The 16,900-nt window shown below is 60.6% G+C and carries 16 protein-coding genes; 9 read left to right on the top strand and 7 right to left on the bottom strand.

Translation table 11 applies throughout. The features are described from left to right. Positions 1-16: 16 nt before the first annotated feature. From WBK19_RS12950 to WBK19_RS12940, 3 genes are read right to left on the bottom strand one after another with little or no spacing between them, the layout of a single operon-like run. Positions 17-2,587 (bottom strand): response regulator, encoded by a 2,571-nt coding sequence (locus WBK19_RS12950; protein WP_511290343.1) that lies wholly within the window; start codon positions 2,585-2,587, stop codon positions 17-19. A 5-nt stretch (positions 2,588-2,592) separates the two neighbouring features. Beyond that, positions 2,593-3,399 (bottom strand): 4-hydroxy-tetrahydrodipicolinate reductase, encoded by an 807-nt coding sequence (gene dapB / locus WBK19_RS12945; protein WP_511290341.1) that lies wholly within the window; start codon positions 3,397-3,399, stop codon positions 2,593-2,595. Positions 3,400-3,402: 3 nt separating this feature from the next. Then, positions 3,403-3,885, bottom strand: coding sequence for an outer membrane protein assembly factor BamE (locus WBK19_RS12940; RefSeq protein WP_511290339.1), 483 nt, complete (start codon positions 3,883-3,885; stop codon positions 3,403-3,405). 94 nt (positions 3,886-3,979) lie between these two features. On the opposite strand from WBK19_RS12940, the gene fur reads away from it, so the two are divergent. Together fur and WBK19_RS12930 are read left to right on the top strand one after the other, a co-directional pair. Next, a complete protein-coding gene (fur, locus tag WBK19_RS12935; RefSeq protein WP_511290337.1) occupies positions 3,980-4,423 on the top strand; it encodes a ferric iron uptake transcriptional regulator in 444 nt (147 codons plus the stop codon). A 17-nt stretch (positions 4,424-4,440) separates the two neighbouring features. Further along, positions 4,441-5,043, top strand: a complete 603-nt coding sequence (locus WBK19_RS12930) for a TMEM165/GDT1 family protein (protein WP_511290335.1) — start codon at positions 4,441-4,443, stop codon at positions 5,041-5,043. A 56-nt stretch (positions 5,044-5,099) separates the two neighbouring features. Here WBK19_RS12930 and recN read toward each other — a convergent pair whose 3' ends face one another. Next, positions 5,100-6,752 (bottom strand): DNA repair protein RecN, encoded by a 1,653-nt coding sequence (gene recN / locus WBK19_RS12925; protein ID WP_511290333.1) that lies wholly within the window; start codon positions 6,750-6,752, stop codon positions 5,100-5,102. Next, complete coding sequence (locus WBK19_RS12920) at positions 6,752-7,681, bottom strand: NAD kinase (RefSeq protein ID WP_511290331.1); 930 nt, start codon at positions 7,679-7,681, stop codon at positions 6,752-6,754. Before WBK19_RS12920 ends, recN begins: the two co-directional genes overlap by 1 nt. 87 nt (positions 7,682-7,768) lie before the next feature. On the opposite strand from WBK19_RS12920, the gene WBK19_RS12915 reads away from it, so the two are divergent. The 6 genes from WBK19_RS12915 to WBK19_RS12890 are packed head-to-tail and all read left to right on the top strand — an operon-like array spanning position 7,769 to position 13,711. Beyond that, the gene (locus tag WBK19_RS12915; RefSeq protein ID WP_511290596.1) at positions 7,769-8,257 is read left to right on the top strand and encodes an acyl-CoA thioesterase; all 489 of its coding nucleotides are present in this window, start codon (positions 7,769-7,771) and stop codon (positions 8,255-8,257) included. 42 nt (positions 8,258-8,299) lie between these two features. Continuing rightward, positions 8,300-9,328, top strand: coding sequence for a heat-inducible transcriptional repressor HrcA (hrcA, locus tag WBK19_RS12910; protein WP_511290329.1), 1,029 nt, complete (start codon positions 8,300-8,302; stop codon positions 9,326-9,328). Next, entirely contained in the window at positions 9,328-10,431 is a 1,104-nt protein-coding gene (gene hemH, locus WBK19_RS12905) for a ferrochelatase (RefSeq protein WP_511290327.1), read from the top strand. Before hrcA ends, hemH begins: the two co-directional genes overlap by 1 nt. A gap of 51 nt (positions 10,432-10,482) precedes the next feature. Next, on the top strand, positions 10,483-10,929 hold the full coding sequence (trxC, locus tag WBK19_RS12900; protein ID WP_511290325.1) for a thioredoxin TrxC: 447 nt from the start codon (positions 10,483-10,485) through the stop codon (positions 10,927-10,929). A gap of 56 nt (positions 10,930-10,985) precedes the next feature. Then, positions 10,986-12,059, top strand: a complete 1,074-nt coding sequence (locus WBK19_RS12895; RefSeq protein ID WP_511290323.1) for an SPM autocatalytic domain-containing protein — start codon at positions 10,986-10,988, stop codon at positions 12,057-12,059. Positions 12,060-12,091: 32 nt separating this feature from the next. Then, positions 12,092-13,711 carry a methyl-accepting chemotaxis protein gene (locus WBK19_RS12890; protein ID WP_511290321.1) on the top strand — a complete coding sequence of 540 codons (1,620 nt, stop codon included), beginning with the start codon at positions 12,092-12,094 and terminating at the stop codon, positions 13,709-13,711. 44 nt (positions 13,712-13,755) lie between these two features. Here the strand turns inward: WBK19_RS12890 and WBK19_RS12885 are convergent, their stop codons facing one another. Further along, positions 13,756-15,123, bottom strand: a complete 1,368-nt coding sequence (locus WBK19_RS12885; RefSeq protein WP_511290319.1) for a protein kinase domain-containing protein — start codon at positions 15,121-15,123, stop codon at positions 13,756-13,758. Between the two features lie 144 nt (positions 15,124-15,267). After that, on the bottom strand, positions 15,268-16,122 hold the full coding sequence (locus WBK19_RS12880) for a hypothetical protein (RefSeq protein WP_511290317.1): 855 nt from the start codon (positions 16,120-16,122) through the stop codon (positions 15,268-15,270). Positions 16,123-16,271: 149 nt separating this feature from the next. Between WBK19_RS12880 and grpE the strand changes: the two genes are divergently transcribed. Then, a complete protein-coding gene (gene grpE, locus WBK19_RS12875) occupies positions 16,272-16,829 on the top strand; it encodes a nucleotide exchange factor GrpE (protein WP_511290315.1) in 558 nt (185 codons plus the stop codon). Positions 16,830-16,900 lie beyond the last annotated feature (71 nt).

Raw genomic sequence — 16,900 nt, 5'->3', positions numbered from 1 at the left:
GCCTTTTCAGGCAAATTCAAGGGATTACGCGAGTCTCGACGTAACGCTTCATGATGGGCTTGATGTACGACATTTCATCAATCAGAGCTGCATGTAGCTGCTTGCAGCCCACCCAGTCGACATTGTCCACCGTCGCGACAGCCTGCTCGATTTCCATCGCACGACGCCGGGCATTTTCAGCATGAAACATGGCCAGAAGACTCTTCACCGTATGTGCATGCATGCGCAGATCCTGCGCATCGGCGGCATCGAGTGCTTTCTTGATCCGCCCTAGATGGGTGTCCCACTCGGATAGAAACATACCGGCCATCGTGGCAAACAACTCAGGCTCGCCGATGTCGCGAAGCGCAGCCGCAAGGTCGAGATGCCCACCGGCCCCGGCCGGGGAAGCACCAAAAGCAATGGGCTCGCCTTCGCTGCCGCCACCCCGACATCGATCCAGAGCAGCAAACAATTCATCCGGCCGCAAGGGTTTGGCGACGTAATCGTTCATCCCGGCTTCCATGCAACGATCCCGGTCACTGGCCATGACATTGGCAGTCATGGCAATGATGTAGACGGGCTTCATCTCATGGGAAACCACCCAGCTCCGGCGCATCTCGCGAGCGCGAATGGCCTCGGTCGCTTCGATACCACCCATCACCGGCATCTGCATGTCCATCAGAATCACGTCATAGTGGCTGCTGTCGAACAAGTCAACCGCCTCGACCCCGTTATTGGCCAGCGTCACCCGGTGCGATTGGCGTTCCAGCAAACGCGTCGCCAGCTCCTGATTCACCGGATTGTCCTCAACCAACAGGATATTCAGACCCGCAACAGCGCCCTCGGTAAGGCTACCCAAGCCTATCTCCGAAAGCATGAATTCGTTCTGATCCAACAAATCAGGCCCCTCGGCCAAGGCCAGCGCATCGACGAGATCGGCGTTGCCGATGGGTTTGACCAGATGCGCCGACACCCCGATTTCGCGCAGGCGTGTCAGATCGTGTCGTTGATTTTCTGTCGTCAGCATAATCAACAGTTTTTCTGCGCGGCCGGACTTTTTCCAGGTTTCAGCCAAGGCAAACCCGGCTGGCGCCTCCATGTTGGCGTCAGCGACCACATAGTCGTAGGGAAAATCAACCGCCCGGCTGCGCTCGATCGCGGCCACTGCAGAAGCGCCGTCCGCCGACAGAGAAGACTGAATACCGAGGCGTTCCAGCAATTCAACCAGATAGCGCCCCACGGTCTCGTTGTCATCGATTACCAACGCCCGCCGGCCCATGTATTTGGCCACTGCAGCAAACGCCTGAGTCTGCGAAAGCATTGAGGATTCGACGCCAAACCGCCCGGTGAACGAAAAGACCGAACCCACGCCAAGCGTGCTTTCGAGCGTTATCTTGCCATCCATCAACTGGACAAGGCGTGCGCTGATGGCTAGCCCGAGACCCGTACCACCGAAGCGACGGGTCGTCGATACGTCAGCCTGGGAAAATGCTTCGAAGATCGCTTGTTGCTTTTCGGGTGGTACGCCGATACCTGTGTCGCGGATTGAGAAGCGCAAATATACCGATTGCTCGGTCTGCTGATCGATGCTCACATCGAGCACGACTTCGCCCTGCTCGGTAAATTTGATGGCATTGCCGATCAGGTTGATGATGACCTGACGCAAACGCGTCGGATCCCCGACGATGCGCGGCGGCACGTCGGGATGCACATTCGCGACCAGTTCGAGGCCTTTCTTGTGCGCACTGACGGCCAGCACACGAACGGCCTCAAGCACGGTGTCCTGAATCGAAAAGGCCAGCGCCTCGAATTCCATCTTCCCGGCTTCGATTTTCGAAAAATCGAGGATGTCATTGACGATGGTCAGTAGCGCCTCGGCTGACGACTTGACGGTCTTCAGATAATGACGTTGCTCGGCATCAAGCTCGGTATCGAGCGCCAACTCCGTCATGCCGATGATGCCGTTCATTGGCGTCCGGATTTCGTGGCTCATGTTGGCCAAGAAGGCACCGCGCGCCTTGTTGGCGGCTTCGGCGGCTTCCTTGGCGGAAATCAACGCCGCTTCCGCCGCCTTGACTTCGCTGATGTCACGTTGCAACACCAGCATGCGAACTGGTTGGCCTTCGGCTTCGCGAGCTGCTATTGCTCCGCGCAACAGGAACCAGCGCCACTGGCCGTCGCGCGCCTTGAAGCGACATTCGGCCTGAAAATAGGGTTCCTGAGTTTGCCGGTGGGCATCGATCCGTGCCTGCAACATGCGCAGATCATCGGGGTGCAGCATGCGCTGCCATTGGGCAATCGTGTTGTCGATATCGCTCTCGGCATACCCGAGCATCTGCTTCCACTGGCGCCCGGAGTCAATGGTTCCGGCCCGCAGATTCCAGTCGGCCAGCGCATCGCCCGACAATTTGGTATGCCAGGCGCTGAGATTGAGCCCGGCGTAGGCGCGGTAGGCCGAATCGACAACGCCGACCAGCTTTTCCATCCCGTTGGCCAGCGCACCCTGCCCCTCTACCCTGGCCAGCTCGATCAACTGCCTGAATTGGGGCTCACCTTCGCCGCCGAAAATTTCCTGAAGTTGCCGATCCAGCAGGCGAGATTTCATGGGGGCTAGCGCAGTCCCAGGACGTCCTGCATGTCGAAAAGGCCGTTCTTCCGGCCCGCCAGGAAACGCGCCGCACGCAGACTGCCGAGTGCATAAGGCATGCGGCTACTGGCCTTGTGTGTAACTTCGACGCGTTCGCCGAGACCGCAAAACATGACCGTGTGGTCGCCGACAATATCGCCACCACGGACGGTGGCGAAGCCGATAGTCGATGGGTCGCGCTCGCCGGTAACGCCTTCGCGCCCATAAACCGCGCATTCTTCGAGATCGCGGCCAAGCGCGCTGGCGACCACTTCGCCCATGCGCAACGCCGTCCCGGACGGCGCATCAATCTTCAGACGATGGTGTGCCTCGACGATTTCGATGTCGTAACCCTGATTCAGAATGCGTGCTGCAGTATCAAGCAGCTTGAAAACAAGATTGACGCCAACCGCCATGTTTGGCGCGAAGACGACAGGAACATCCTTGGCAGCCGCAGCAATCACGGCCTTGCCGTCGGCTTCGAAGCCGGTCGTACCAATGACCATGGCGACGCCAGCCTGACGACACATTTCGAGATGAGCCAGCGTGCCTTGCGGACGAGTAAAATCGATCAGGCAGTCAATATTTTTGAGGCCGGCGGCAACGTCATCGGTCACCACTACATCGCAGGGCATGCCGACCAGATCACCAGCCGTTTTGCCGATGGCCGGGCTGCCCGGCACATCGAAGGCGGCGCCGAGCGCCAGTTGATCATCCTTCAGCGTGGCCTCGATCAACATCCGGCCCATGCGGCCGCCAGCACCGACGACACCAATTCGTGTTGCGCTCATTCCTTAAAACCCCATCATGTCCATGAAACGACGGTAATAGCTCGGCTGCTCGCGCGGCGGCAACGGCTTGTCAGCCTGCTCGGGTGTCAGCGACCCCAGGTCGACGAGACGACTCTTGTTGAGCGGGGCATTCAATTCGCCGGACTCACCCTCGGCGATATCGCCCTCAACCCGCTCGAGCAGGCCGTCATTGTTGAAATACGCGGTGAATTTACGCGCCTCGACCTTGCCGGTCTGGCCGTTCTGGTAGCGATAGACATAGTCCCAGCGTTGCTGGTGGAAGATATCGACGACGAGCGGCGTTCCGAGCAGGAAGCGAACCTGATCGCGCGTCTGGCCCGGCTTGAGCTGGGAAACCATCTCCTGCGTCAAGACATTACCCTGCTGGATGTCGATCTTGTATTCGTTGATGAAACTCGGCTTGTAGGAACAAGCAGCGATGAGCGCGCAGGAGGCGGCTACGAGCAATAGACGGGAACGGCGCATTCAGTTTTCCGGAGTTTTTCAATCGGCTTTGAAGCGGTATATCATACCCGAAATCAGCATTTCGCCTGACCGAACAATTTCAGGAATTCCAGCAATGAGCGATCCGCAAAGCCTCAAGAACATGGGGCTAAAAGCCACCTTTCCCCGCCTGAAAATCCTGGAGCTGTTCGAAACGAGCACCTTGCGCCACATGACGGCGGAAGATGTCTACAAGATGCTGATTGCCGAAAACATGGACATCGGGCTGGCTACCGTTTATCGCGTGCTCACCCAGTTCGAGCAGGCCGGCCTGCTCGAGCGGCATTTCTTCGAGTCGGGAAAAGCCGTTTTCGAAATCAACCATGGCAAGCATCACGACCATCTGGTCTGCATCAACTGCGGTCGCGTCGAAGAGTTCTACGATCCGGAAATCGAGAAACGTCAGAACGCCATTGCCCAGGAACGCGGCTTCGCCATCCAGGACCATGCGCTCTACCTGTACGCCCAGTGCACCAAAGACCAGTGCCCGCATCGCGACCATCCGGGCGCCAAGTCCTGACTTTCTGATTTTCCCCGATGACTGATATCGCCCTGACGCCAGGGGCTTGGCTTTCTTCGGCCGGCGCAACCTTTTTGCTGATCGCCCTCGCCGAAATCGGCGACAAGAGCCAGCTCGTCTGCATGACGCTCGCCGCCCGCCATCGCGGCCTGCCGGTTGTGCTCGGCGCCGTCGCCGCCTTTGCCTTCCTCAACCTGCTCGCCGTGTTGTTCGGCGCGGCGATTGCTGCCTGGCTGCCGGAATGGGTCGTCACGGCGGCGGTGGCCGTGCTCTTTGGTTTCTTCGGCATCAGCGCCCTGCGCTTCGAAGAAGAAAACGACGACGATGACATTGAAGAAAAGCCCGGCCACGGCATCTTCGCGACCACTTTCCTGATGATCTTTCTCGCCGAATTCGGCGACAAAACGCAGATCGCTGTCGCCGGCCTGGGCAGCACCGCCGACGCAACAGCCACCTGGGTCGGCGCCACGCTGGCCCTGGCCTGCACGTCGATCCTCGGCGTCGTCGCCGGCCGCCGCTGGCTCAATCGCCTGCCCCTGCACTGGATTCACCGGATCAGCGGCGTCTTTTTCCTGTTGCTGGCGCTGCTCGCCGTCTTGCGCCTGCTCGGGATCATTTGAATTTTGGTCGTTTTTTCCGGTTGACCGTGGCAACCGGAAAAAACCTGCTTCAAGCCTTACAGGCGGAGCAGTTCCCGTGCATGTTGCAAGGTGATGTCGGTAATATCAACGCCGCCGAGCATACGGGCGATTTCCTGAACTCGGCCGGCATCGTCGAGTGGCTGGATGGCGCTCAGTGTGATGCCGTCGCGCGTCGCCTTGCTGACCTGCCACTGCCAGTTGGCTTGCGCGGCGACCTGCGGCAGGTGGGTGACGCACAGGACCTGGCGTTCGCTGCCGAGTTCGCGCAGCAAGCGGCCGACGATTTCAGCGACACCGCCGCCGATGCCGACATCGACTTCGTCGAAAATCAACGTCGGGACACTGGCTGAGCGCGAAGTGAGGACTTGTATCGCCAGGCTGATGCGCGATAACTCGCCACCTGAGGCGACCTTGGCAATGGGCTTTGCCTCGTTGCTGGCCAGGCCACCGATGCGGAATTCGATTTGTTCGAGGCCGTAAACGGCGCCATCGGCGACCGGCACTAAGGCGACTTCGAAGCGACCGGAGGACAGTGCCAGTTGGCGCATGATTTCGCTGACCGCCTGGCCCATCTCGGTTGCCGCTTTCTTGCGACCAGTCGTGAGTTTTTCGGCCTGGGCCAGATAATCCTTGCGCGCGGCGGCGACCTTTGTTTCCAGCGCCGCCAGATCGGCTGATTCGTCGAGTTCGGCCAGACGCTGGCGCCAACCTGCAAGCAGGCCGGGCAACTCGGCTGGCTGGACGCGATATTTGCGGGAATGGCTCATCACCGCATCCATCCGGCGCTCGACCTGGGCCAGACGGGCCGGGTCGAGATCGGCCCGGTCGGCGTAGCGGCGCAGGGTGGACACGGCGTCGGACAACTCGGCTTGCACCGAGCCGATCAGCGCGGCAACTTCGGCCAACTCCGGATCGTATTCGGCGAGATTGCCAAGCCGCGTGGCGACGCCATCGATCTGGCGTTCGCAGGCGGCATCGTCGTCGGAAAGGATGGCCAACGCGTATTGGGCGCCTTCGATCAGGCTGGCGGCATGACCGAGGCGGCGGTGTTCGACGTCGAGCGTCGCCCATTCGTCGTCGCCAAAGGCCAAGGCATCGAGTTCGCCGATTTGCCATTGCAACTGCTCGCGTTCGCGCTGCAGCACGTCGGCGCTTTCGCTGGCGGTGCGCAGCATTTGCTCGGCATCGCGCCAGATTTTCCAGGCGGTTGCAACTTCACGCGCTTGCCCGCTCAGGCCGGCGTGGCTGTCAAGCAGCGTGCGCTGGGCTTCGGCCCGCAACAGTGACTGGTGGGCGTGCTGGCCATGGATATCGACCAGCCATTCGCCGACTTCGCGCATTTGCTGGACAGTGGCCGGCGAGCCGTTGATGTAGGCACGCGAGCGGCCGCCAGCATCGACGACGCGGCGAAGCAGCAGTTCGTCGTCGCCGTCGAGGTCGTTGGCGCGCAGCCAGTCGCCCACTTGCGGCTGGGCGGCGATATCGAAGGTAGCGGCCACTTCAGCCTTGTCGCAGCCGGAACGGACAACGCCGGCATCGGCGCGTTCACCGAGCGCCAGCGCCAGTGCGTCGATCAAAATGGATTTGCCGGCCCCGGTTTCTCCGGTCAACGCACCAAAACCGGCCAAAAACGAGAGTTCCAGCCGGTCAACAATGACAAAGTCACGAATCGTCAGGTGCTGCAGCATCAGGTGCCCTTGGGCCGCTCGCTCCACTGCAGCTTCTGGCGCAGCATGGCGAAATAACTGTAGCCCGGCGGGTGCAGGAAGGTGATGGCGTACTCGGAGCGGCGCAAGCGCACGCAATCGCCGCGTTCGAGATCGAACGTCACCTGGCCGTCGAAGTGCACGCGGGCGTCGTCGGCATTGGCGATACGTAGCTCGATGTCGGCGCTTTCATTGACGATGATCGGCCGATTGCTCAGGGCGTGCGGGCAGAGCGGCACAAGCGCGATGCCGGCCGTCGTCGGATGCAGGATCGGCCCGCCGGCCGACATCGAATAAGCTGTCGAACCGGTTGGCGTGGAGACGATCAGACCGTCGGAGCGCAGGTTGTAGATGAACTCGCCGTCGATGAACAACTCGAATTCGATCATCCGGCCGATGGCGCCCTTGTCGACCACCACATCGTTGAGCGCCAGGTTTTCGGCGATTTCCTTGCCGTCGCGCGTCACTTCGGCGGCGAGCAGCATCCGGTTTTCCTGGGTGAAACGACCGTCGAGCAGATCGTCCATGCAGGTCAGCAGGTCGTCGCGGGCGATGTCGGTCATGAAACCCAGCCTGCCCTGATTGACGCCGACCAGCGGCACACAATAACGGGCCAGACGGCGCGCCGCGTTGAGCATGGTGCCATCGCCACCAAGCACGATGGCGAGGTCGGCATGGGCGCCGATATCGTTGAAACCGCAGGTCACCCAGCGCGACAGATCGACCTTCTTGCCGATGTGCTCGGATGTTTCCCGCTCGATGAAAACCGAGACGCCGCGCTCGTAAAGGTATTCAGCCAGACGACGCAGCGACTCGGCAATTTCCATACTATGGTATTTGCCGACCAGCGCGATGGTCCGGGGATTGCGGAGGGAAGCGAAGCTTCTGTTCATGGGGTCGAATTCTTGCATAAAAACCGCGCGATCGTGCCACCCGGCAGCACCGATTCGCCGGAAAAGCGCAGTAACATGAGCCATCCATCCTGCACGCCAATATCCATGCCTCTTGCCAACCACCAACTCAGCATGACCGTCCTGATGACGCCGGACATGGCCAATTTTTCCGGCAACGTCCATGGCGGCACCATCCTCAAGCTGCTCGACCAGGTCGCCTACGCCTGTGCCAGCCGCTATGCCGGCGAATACGTCGTCACCCTGTCGGTCGACCAGGTGATGTTCCGCCAGCCCATTCACGTCGGCGAACTGGTCACCTTTCTGGCCGCCGTCAATTACACCGGACGGACCTCGATGGAAATTGGCGTCAAGGTACTCACCGAAAACATCCGCGAACAAAGCGTGCGCCACGCCAACAGCTGCTTTTTCACCATGGTGGCCGTCGATGAAAGTGGCAAGGCGACCAGCGTGCCGCCGCTGGAACCGAGCACCGACGAGGAAAAGCGCCGTTACCAGTCGGCCATGCTCCGGCGCGAACTGCGCCAGGAGTTCGAATCGCGCCGCCAGGCACTGCATCCCGGCGGCCGGTCATAATCACCCGTCGCTGCCGCCCCGTTTTTTGTACAATCCTCAGCCATGCTTGATGAACGCTCGCGCACCCTGCTGAAAACGCTGGTCGAACACTACATTGCCGACGGGCAACCGGTCGGCTCACGTGCGCTGTCGAAGTTTTCCGGCCTCGATCTGTCGCCGGCCACCATTCGTAACGTGATGGCCGACCTAGAAGAAGCCGGCTTCGTGGCCAGCCCGCACACCTCGGCCGGACGCATTCCGACAGCGCGCGGTTATCGGCTGTTTGTCGATACCCTGCTCACCGTGCAGCCGCTCGAAGCCCGGCAGATGGGCGAGATGAAAGAATCGCTGCACGGCTTGCCGAACAACCAGATCATCGCCAGCGCCTCGCAGTTGCTCTCCAGCCTGTCGAATTTCGCCGGTGTCGTCATCGCACCGCGCCGCCAGGCCAGCCGCATCCGGCAAATCGAATTCCTCAGCCTGTCGGAAAAACGCATCCTGCTCATCATCGTCACCACTGACGGCGATGTGCAGAACCGCATTGTCAGCAGCGACAAGGTGTACTCGCCGTCCGAACTGGTCAGCGCCGGCAATTACCTGACGCAGAATTTCGCCGGCCTCGATTTCGAACAGATTCGCCAGCGTCTGGCCAGCGAAATCCAGAAATTGCGCGAAGACATCAAGCCGCTCATGGCCCTGGCGCTCGACGCCGGCGACGCGGCGATGGCCGAAAATTCGGCGCCCTACGTCATTTCCGGCGAGCGCAACCTGCTCGATGTCGAAGAACTGTCGTCGAACATGAAGCGCCTGCGCGAATTGTTCGATCTCTTCGAGCAACGTTCCAGCCTGGTTCGCCTGCTCGACATTTCCAACCGCGCCGAGGGCGTGCAGATCTTCATCGGCGGCGAATCGGGCATCGCCCCGCTCGACGAATGCAGCGTCATCGCCGCCCCCTACAGCGTCGATGGCCGCATCGTCGGCTCGGTCGGCGTCATCGGCCCGACCCGCATGGCCTACGAACGCGTCATTCCCATCGTCGACATCACCGCCCGCCTGCTTTCCAGCGCCCTTTCCTACAAGTCGGACAACTAATGTCACGTTTTCTTCCCGAGCCGCCGCACCGTCACGGCAATGCGGCCAGCACCGCTGTCGTCCTCGTCAATCTCGGCACGCCGGACGCGCCGACCGCGCCGGCCCTCAAGCGCTATCTCAAGCAATTCCTCTCCGATCCGCGCGTCGTCGAAATCCCCAAACCGATCTGGTGGCTGATCCTCAACGGCATCATCCTCAACACACGGCCAAAGAAATCGGCCGCCAAATACGCCACCGTCTGGATGCCGGAAGGCTCGCCACTGCGCGTCCATACCGAGCGCCAGGCCAAACTGCTCAAGGGCCTGATCGGCCAGCGCGGCCATCACGTCACCGTTACTTGGGCCATGCGCTACGGTTCGCCGTCGATTCCCGACACCCTCGCCCACCTCAAGGCTGAGGGCCACAACCGCATCCTCGTTGTGCCGATGTATCCGCAATACGCGGCGAGCACGACGGCGACCGTCGTCGACGATGCCTGCAACTGGCTGACCAAAACCCGCAACCAGCCGGAAATGCGCTTCACGCGAAACTTCCACGACCACGACGGGTACATCTCCTCGCTCGAAAAAACGGTGCGCAAGCACTGGCAGACGAACGGTGCGCTCGGCGACAACGACAAGCTGCTCATCAGCTTCCACGGCCTGCCCAAGCGCAGCCTGACCCTCTGCGACCCCTACTTCTGCGAATGTCACAAGACCGGCCGCCTGCTCGCCGAACGCCTCAACCTCAAGCCCGAGCAATTCCAGATCTGTTTCCAGTCGCGTTTCGGCAAGGCCGAGTGGCTGCAACCCTACACCGCGCCGACGCTTGAAGAATGGGGCAAAAAAGGCATCCGCCGGGTCGACATCATCTGCCCCGGCTTCGTCGCCGACTGCCTCGAAACGCTCGAAGAAATCGCCCAGGAAGGCCGTGCCGACTTTCTCAAGGCCGGTGGCAAGGAATACCACTACATCCCGGCGCTCAACGAAGACGATGGGTGGATCAAGGCGCTGGCCGACATCGTCGAAAGCCACCTTGCTGGCTGGCCGACCAAGCTCGCCATCGACCCGCACGCTCTGGAAACCAGCGCCCGGCAAGCCATCAAATTCGGCGCCCGCTCTTGAAATCCGGCAGCGGGCACCCATATCAGAAAAACATGATATTTGGAGCGCCCGATGCCTGAAGAAAGCCTGCACGTCGTCTGTCCGCACTGTTCCACGGTCAACCGGATTTTTGGCCAAAAATTGAAAGATTCACCGAACTGCGGCCAGTGCAAACAACCGCTGTTCAATGGCGAACCCGCCGAACTGACCGCCGCCAATTTCGACCGCCACATCTCGCGCAACGACCTGCCCGTCGTCGTCGATTTCTGGGCACCGTGGTGCGGGCCGTGCCGGCAAATGGCACCGAACTTCCATCAGGCCGCCATCGACCTCGAACCCTATGCCCGGCTGGTCAAGGTCGATACCGAAGCCGAACAGCAGCTAGCCGCCCGTTTCAACATCCGCAGCATTCCAACCATGGCCATCTTCAAAAACGGCCGCGAGATCGCCCGCCAGAGCGGCGCGCTCGACCTCGGCTCGCTGAAACGCTGGATACAGCCGCATCTCCACAAGCCTTAACTTCTGGCCCCGGCCGCCGTTAATGATGTATCCCAATGCATTCGACGGAGGCCCCCATGAAAATTGCCAGCAGCAGCCTGCAAATGGCCTCGTCGCACGTCAGCGTCGAGCGACATGAAGTCAGCGAATCGCTGAAAATGTGGGTCGGGCCACAGCGCCCGCAATTTGCCGGGGAAGATTCTCGCCCCCGCCCGGCGCGTATCGACAACGTCAGCCTGTCCGATGCCGGCAAGGCGGCCAGCCAAGCCAGCGCCAGCGCCAGCGCCAGCGCCAGCGAAGCCACCGAGGATACCGAGCTCGACGCAGATCCGCGGCTGCGCTTCATTCGCTCCATGCTCGAGCTGCTGACCGGACACCGGATCCGCATTTTCGATGCCAGCGAACTCCAGCCGAATACAGAAACCCCGGTCATCGAAACTCCGCCGGCAACCGGAACACAGGCCCGCCCCCCATCAGCCGGCTTCGGCATCGAATACGACCGTCATGAATCCTACAGCGAGGCCGAGCAAACGACCTTCGCCGCCAGCGGCACGGTGACGACGACCGATGGTCGCGCGATCAAGTTCGACCTGCAATTGTCGATGTCGCGCCAGTATCACGAAGAAAGCAATATCAGCCTCCGCCTCGGCGACGCTGCACGCAAGACCGACCCGCTCGTCCTCAACTTCGCCGGCACGGCGGCACAACTGACCAACCAGCGCTTCGCTTTCGACCTCAATACCGACGGCAGCGCAGAGAACATCAATTTCCTCGCTCCGGGCAGCGGCTTCCTCGCCTTTGACCGCAACGGCGACGGCAAGATCAACAATGGCAGCGAACTGTTCGGCCCGACCAGCGGCGACGGGTTTCAGGAATTGGCGGCGCTCGATGGCGACCAGAACGGCTGGATCGATGAAAACGATACTGCATTTCAACAGCTAACGCTCTGGACACCTGACAAAACTGACAAAGAGACGCTTCAGTCGTTGACCGATGCCGGGGTCGGCGCGATCGCGCTAAGCCGCATCGCTACGCCATTTGACCTCAAGACAAATGCCAATGAATTGCTCGGGCAAATTCGCACTTCTGGAATTTTTTTGCATGAAGCTGGTACGGCTGGCACAATCCAGCAAATAGACCTGACCGCCTAGCTGAAAACGGTGGCAGTAACTCGAGGGACATCATGCCGCGCTTCGCCGATTTGAAGATTTGGATCCGCCTGACGGCGGCCATCTGGGTAGTACTGGCCATCATCTGGGCAGGAGCAATAGTCTGGACCACCCAGGTCAATCGAGAGACAGCGATCCTGCAGGCCCAGGACTTCTCGAAGAGTATCCACGAAATGACCATGGCCGGACTGACCGGCATGATGCTGACCGGCACCGTCGGCCAGCGCGAAGTCTTTCTCGACCAGATCGAACAGCTCTCCGTCATCAAGGATCTGGTGGTCGCCCGCAGCGATGCCGTGGTCAAACTTTACGGCCCCGACACCAAGAGCAAGCGTCCGCTCGATGCGCTGGAAAAAGAAGTGATGGCCAGCGGCAACCCGTACATGTCGGTTGAATCCGCCAACGGCAACTCTTTCCTGCATGTCATCAATCCGACCAAGGCCTCGAAAAACTATCTCGGCAAGGACTGCATCCTCTGCCACCAGGTTCCCGAAGGGACGGTGCTCGGCGTCGTCAGCATGAAGGTGTCGCTCGACTCGGTCGAGGCGCAGGTATCGGCCTTCCGCATCAAGATTGTCGGCGTCGCGCTCGCCGCGCTGGGCGCCCTGCTCGTTCTCATCTACCTGATCACCAATCATTTCGTCAGCAAGCCGCTTGAGGCCATGCGCAAGGGCCTTGCCGACATCGCCCGCGGCGAAGGCGACCTGACACGCCGCCTGCCAATCAAGGGCAATGACGAAGTCGGCCAGGCGGCGCAGGTTTTCAACGAAATGATGGAGAACTTCAACCAGCTGGTCCGTCAGGTCCGTGACTCCGCCAGCCAGGTTTCTGCCCGCGTCGCAGCGCTCTCCGACAGCGCCGACCGCGTCACGCAGAGTTCGCATCAGCAGAACGAAAAATCCGACCAGGCCGCCTCGGCCGTCGAACAGCTGGTTTCGAGCATTTCGTCTATTGCCCAGAGCGCCGAACACGTCCAGCATCAGTCGCAGGAAAGCCTGGCCCGAGCTACCGAGGGTAGCCGCAACCTCAACGTGCTGCTCGGCGAAATGAATGTCGTCGAGCGCGCAGTAACGGAAATGGCCGACTCGGTGAACAACTTCGTCAAGAACACTGAAGCGATCACGACAATGACCCGTGAAGTGAAGGACATCGCCGAGCAGACCAATCTGCTGGCCCTCAACGCGGCCATCGAGGCCGCACGCGCCGGCGAACAGGGGCGTGGTTTCGCGGTCGTTGCCGATGAGGTTCGCAAGCTGGCCGAAAAATCGTCGCGCTCGGCGACCGAAATCGATGCCATTACAGCTCAGCTCAGCGCCCAGTCAGTGGCAGTCCGGCGCAGCATTGAAGCCGGCATGGCCCACCTGGAAAGCAGTCAGGCGGCCGTCCATTCGGTGTCCAAGGTGCTGGAAGCAACGAATGGTTCGGTCACCGAAGTCGGCCACGGCCTTGATGCGATTGCCTCGGCCACCGACCAGCAACGCCGCTTCTCCGGTGATGTTGAAAGCAGTATCGAAGCCATTGCCGGCATGGCCCGCGAAAACTCCGGCACGGTCGAACAGACGGCCGGTGCGGCACACGACCTCAAGCGGCTGGCCGAAGGCCTGGCTACGCTGGTCGGACGATTCAAGGTTTGAGGATTTATAGCCTGCCAGCCAAACAGCCTCTGCGGAGGCTGTTTTTACATTGGCGCCAGTTCGAGATCGAGGCCGCCGCCCGGGCGCGACGAGCCGCCGGGCATTGAGCCGGTCAGGCTCTGGACGGCCGGCTGACCTTGCGCCGCAGCGATACGGTTAACCTCGCGCAGGCGATTGATCATTCTGGCCAGCAGCGTACTGCGCATGCGTTCGAGCAACTCTTCAGAGGACAGGGCGAGCGCCGCCGCATTGACTTCCAGGAACAGGGTCGGCTCCAGCGTTACGACGGTCGAACAGCGCTGGTCACTGGACGGATGCAGATAGGACACCTCGCCGATCGGCTCGCTGCGTCCGAGGCGGCACAAGGCCTTGCCTTCGATCGAGATTTCAACGGAGCCGCTGATGATGACCCCAAAGAACTTGTTGCGCTCGCCTTCACGAATGATTGCCACGTTGGGCAGGACTTCGCGCCAGACCGAGACGCGCAGCACTTCCCAGATTTCGATGTTTTCGAATTCGACGAAGAAGTCGAGCCCGCGCAGCGTCTCGAAATGCCTCGTATCCTGCGCTGTTTCATCCTCTTCGAGGATCTGGTAGCGCACCGCCGAGAGGTCCTTGGCCATCTCTGCGCCATTCCGGTAGCGGCTGTAGAGATCCTTCTCCAGGGCCCGGCGCATGATGGCGTTGAGGCCTTCCGGCAGGTTCGGGTTGAGCGCTGTGACGGCCGGCGCGTCGGTGTTGATGATGCGATAGACCAAGGTGGCCTGGTTGTTGGCACGGAACGGCAAGCGGCCAGTCAGTAGCTGGAACATCAGGACGCCGAGCGAATAGAGGTCGGTCTTCTGGTTGAGTGGATAGCCCTTGATCTGTTCCGGCGACATGTAGGCCGGCGAGCCGACGCCCATGATGAAGGTCGAATCGCGGTCCATGTCCTTGTTCATGTTCAGCGCCAGGCCGAAGTCGGCGATCTTCGGCTCGTCGTTGGCGGCGATCATGATATTGGCTGGCTTGATGTCGCGGTGGATGATGCCCTGCCGGTAGGCCGCGTCGAGCGCCATGCAGCATTTGAAAATGATGCTGATTGCCCGATGCATCGGCAAAAGCTTGTCGATGCGGCAGCTGTCCTCGAGCGTGAAGCCGTCAACATACTCCATGGCCAGATAGGCGAAGTCCGGCTCAACCACGGCTTCGTAAACCTGGACGATATTCGGGTGGTTGAGGCGCTTGGAAACCATGCCCTCGTTCTGGAACAGCTTGCGCATGCGCCGCGACATGGCCGAACTGTCCTTGCCGAACTGGATCACCTTGACGGCGACCTGACGGTTGGCATCCGGGTCGTCACAGAGGTAGACAGTGGCCGTCGCGCCCTTGCCCAGCTCTTTAATCACCCGGTATTTGCCGATCTTTTCCATTCAGGATTCGCCAGAAACAATCAATAATTTATCGTAGCACGCAGGCTACGGCACGGCAGCAGTTTTGTCGCCAAGACTGGCGCCAGGCATCCTGCCGACTGTTCGGCCACTACGCCATCGGCAGCCGTAAGTGGCTTTCGCATTTCAGGCCGCGACATTGACATTCAAGCCACTGATGGCAAACCCGTCTGCCGCACTACCCAGCCCGAGGTCGCCCTGCGCCGAGTACAACTCGCTACCACCCTGAGACAAGGATTTTTCGATGTCAGCCAAGCTTTTCTCAGCGGACTGGAGGTCGAGCTTCGCCTGCTTTTCCTCCTTGCTCGCCCGGGCCTGATTGGCGGCCAGAGCCATTTTGGCTTTGAGCATCGCGATCGCTTCCTTGAGGAGTTTTTTCGCATCCTGCAGCATGGCCCGCAGATCTCCGTCGCCTTCACCCTGCCCGGTTTGCCGGCCATCGGTCGGGCTGACGCCTGATGAGGTGGCGGCATCTGCTGCCGTTTTGCCTTGAGTGTCTTCGACTTGAACCGTATCGCTTGCGCCGCTGGCAGCATCGCCAGCGGCGGCCGAATCCGGCGCGGCACTGGCCGCCGCCTGCACTTCAGCTGACGCGCTGCCGGAGTCATCCGTCGCACCAGTCGCCACTTCACCACCCGCGGGAGCCGAAACCGCGCCTTGAGCGCCACTCCCCAGGCTTTTCGCCACCGACGACAGCTCTTTGGCGATGTTTTTCAATTCACGGGCCAAGGCCCTGGCCTGTTCGGGCGAGGCATGCAGAAGCATGGATTTCAGGGCTTCCAGCCGTTTTTTCAGCATGGCGACGCGATTCGTCGCATCCTGCTTGGCCATCTGCTTTGGCGTGGGCATCGCCTGCAGGCGCTTGATGGCATCCTGCATCTCGCCCAGACGCTTGGCCTGACGCTCTTCGCTCGCTTTGCTGCGGGCGTCCGAGGCTGCCCGCAGCAAAGCGTAGGTAGCACCCAATCCTGTTAATTCCATGTCCTTCACCCCGGCCGACTCAACTTATTTCCTAACGGCATATTTGCCGGAAAGTTGATGGTCAGAATCAGCCATATTTTTTGCCGAACAGCTCTTGAAAGCCGGGAAAGCACCCCCAGATAGCTTGCAGATTTTTGGGAGATCCATGCATGACGAACACTGAAAACAACCAGGAAGCAATGCTCGGCAACGAGCCTGCCGTTGAAGTAACAGCAGCCGAGCCGACCGTCGAGGAGCACACCGACACCCTGCCGAGCATCGAAGAGCAGTTCCGCGCCCTCGAACTGCTGGCGGCTGAGCATCACGATGCCTGGCTGCGCGCCAAGGCCGAGGGCGAAAATATTCGCCGTCGTGCTCAAGAAGACATTTCCAAGGCGCACAAGTTCGCCGTCGAGCGTTTTGCCGGCGAGCTACTGGCCGTCAAGGACAGCCTCGAAGCGGCGCTGGCCGTACCGGAACAGACCGTCGACAGCTTCAAGGCCGGCGTCGAACTGACGCTCAAGCAACTGGTTGCCGCCTTCGAAAAGAACGCGCTGAACGAAGTCAGCCCGGCTGGCGAAAAATTCGATCCGCACAAGCATCAGGCCATCGGCATGGTCGATTCCGAGCAGGAACCGAACACCGTCGTCACCGTGCTGCAAAAGGGCTACACCATCGCCGACCGCGTGCTGCGTCCGGCCCTGGTCATGGTCGCCAAGGGCAAATAACACATTTCATTTTTGGGAGTTTTTCCCGGTTGACCGTAGAAGACTAGTCAATGCGGCTTGAAATCAGCGGC

Origin of the sequence: Azonexus sp., from assembly GCF_049652925.1 — a bacterium.
Classification (GTDB): Bacteria; Pseudomonadota; Gammaproteobacteria; order Burkholderiales; family Rhodocyclaceae; genus Azonexus.
Note: the sequence above shows the minus strand (reverse complement) of the source record. Positions and strands in the feature narration are given on the sequence as shown.

Coding starts and splice junctions, on each gene's coding strand:
- WBK19_RS12950 (WP_511290343.1), bottom strand. CDS start 2,587: ATGAAATCTCGCCTGCTGGATCGGCAACTTCAGGAAATTTTCGGCGGC.
- dapB (WP_511290341.1), bottom strand. CDS start 3,399: ATGAGCGCAACACGAATTGGTGTCGTCGGTGCTGGCGGCCGCATGGGC.
- WBK19_RS12940 (WP_511290339.1), bottom strand. CDS start 3,885: ATGCGCCGTTCCCGTCTATTGCTCGTAGCCGCCTCCTGCGCGCTCATC.
- fur (WP_511290337.1), top strand. CDS start 3,980: ATGAGCGATCCGCAAAGCCTCAAGAACATGGGGCTAAAAGCCACCTTT.
- WBK19_RS12930 (WP_511290335.1), top strand. CDS start 4,441: ATGACTGATATCGCCCTGACGCCAGGGGCTTGGCTTTCTTCGGCCGGC.
- recN (WP_511290333.1), bottom strand. CDS start 6,752: ATGCTGCAGCACCTGACGATTCGTGACTTTGTCATTGTTGACCGGCTG.
- WBK19_RS12920 (WP_511290331.1), bottom strand. CDS start 7,681: ATGCAAGAATTCGACCCCATGAACAGAAGCTTCGCTTCCCTCCGCAAT.
- WBK19_RS12915 (WP_511290596.1), top strand. CDS start 7,769: ATGCCTCTTGCCAACCACCAACTCAGCATGACCGTCCTGATGACGCCG.
- hrcA (WP_511290329.1), top strand. CDS start 8,300: ATGCTTGATGAACGCTCGCGCACCCTGCTGAAAACGCTGGTCGAACAC.
- hemH (WP_511290327.1), top strand. CDS start 9,328: ATGTCACGTTTTCTTCCCGAGCCGCCGCACCGTCACGGCAATGCGGCC.
- trxC (WP_511290325.1), top strand. CDS start 10,483: ATGCCTGAAGAAAGCCTGCACGTCGTCTGTCCGCACTGTTCCACGGTC.
- WBK19_RS12895 (WP_511290323.1), top strand. CDS start 10,986: ATGAAAATTGCCAGCAGCAGCCTGCAAATGGCCTCGTCGCACGTCAGC.
- WBK19_RS12890 (WP_511290321.1), top strand. CDS start 12,092: ATGCCGCGCTTCGCCGATTTGAAGATTTGGATCCGCCTGACGGCGGCC.
- WBK19_RS12885 (WP_511290319.1), bottom strand. CDS start 15,123: ATGGAAAAGATCGGCAAATACCGGGTGATTAAAGAGCTGGGCAAGGGC.
- WBK19_RS12880 (WP_511290317.1), bottom strand. CDS start 16,122: ATGGAATTAACAGGATTGGGTGCTACCTACGCTTTGCTGCGGGCAGCC.
- grpE (WP_511290315.1), top strand. CDS start 16,272: ATGACGAACACTGAAAACAACCAGGAAGCAATGCTCGGCAACGAGCCT.